The 1,185-nt window shown below is 47.7% G+C and carries 2 protein-coding genes; both read left to right on the top strand.

What is annotated here, in order from left to right:
- On the top strand, positions 1–304 hold a 304-nt coding region (locus tag B2067_RS00890), incomplete at its 5' end, for a transposase (protein ID WP_301387195.1).
- Entirely contained in the window at positions 301–1,158 is an 858-nt protein-coding gene (locus B2067_RS00885; protein WP_301387198.1) for an IS3 family transposase, read from the top strand. The genes B2067_RS00890 and B2067_RS00885, both read left to right, overlap by 4 nt.
- Positions 1,159–1,185 lie beyond the last annotated feature (27 nt).

Below are 1,185 nucleotides of genomic sequence, written 5' to 3'. Positions count from 1 at the left end.
GTTAGCGAATCACCCTGAAGTTAGATCGAAGGATGTCGCTGAGTCTTTAGGCATACATCCAGTGATGCTTTACCGTTGGCAAATGGAACATCGCCGCGGTGAACTTAAAGAAAATAAGCACATGAAAAAAGAAGCTCCATCGCCTAAACGCCGCGCTGATCGTACTGATCCTGTGAAAGAGGCTGAAGAGAAGCTGGCTGCAGCGGAAAAGCGCATCAAGAAGCTCGAACGTGAGCTTGAGAATCGTAATGATGAGATCGAACTTCTAAAAAAGGCCGAACGGTTCTTCCAGCGAAAAAAATAGATTTATACGAGCTTGTTGAGAAGAACCGTAAAGGACGTGATGTTCGGCAGTTATGTAAGTTGCTTGGCGTTTCCAGAAGCGGATTTTACGCCTGGCGCTCCCGCGGCGAGAGTGATCGGCAGCGATACGATGGTGAGCTGAAAGAAGCCATTGTAGAGCTGCATCAAGGCTTCAGAAGAGCTTACGGAGCCCGTCGGATACACCAGCAATTACGTCGTAATGGCTTTGATTGTAGTGTCCGAAGAGTGACACGCCTGATGAAAGAAGTGGGTGTAGAGGCTTCCAGTAAAGGGCTTTACACGTGGAATCCGGGACGGCATGAGTTCTATAGTTCAACGGGTAACCTATTGTCTGAAGACGCTCGTGCATCGGCTGAGGGGCAACACTGGGCAGGAGACTTCACTTATATCCGCACAGGCTCTGGATGGCTCTATCACGCTATCGTTGTCGACCTCTTTAGTCGACGAGTGTTAGGCTGGTCATTCAGTCGTAAGCGGAACAGTGAGCTTACGAAAAGCGCTTTGAGAATGGCTCTATCGCGTGAAAGACCATCCGTTGGATGTATCTTTCATTCGGACCAGGGTATTGAATATGCAGCTCACGAATATCGAGATTTAGTTGAGTCTGCGAATATGCGACGAAGTATGAGTCGGAAGGCGACGCCATTGGATAATGCAATCGTTGAATCCTTCTTTCATACTCTCAAAACTGAGCTGGTTCATCAGCAGAAGTTTGAAAGTGATATAGAAGCTGTTGCAAGAGTGGTGGAGTTTATCGAGTTTTATAACCGTGAGAGACTTCACTCTGGAATCGGGTATGAAAGCCCTGAAAATTATTCAAGGGCGTGTGCCTGAAGTGTCCACGAAAGTGGTAGCAGATCA

The organism is Thalassolituus sp. UBA2590 (genome assembly GCF_002339775.1).
In the GTDB taxonomy this organism is placed as follows: Bacteria; Pseudomonadota; Gammaproteobacteria; order Pseudomonadales; family Oceanobacteraceae; genus Thalassolituus.
Note: the sequence above shows the minus strand (reverse complement) of the source record. Positions and strands in the feature narration are given on the sequence as shown.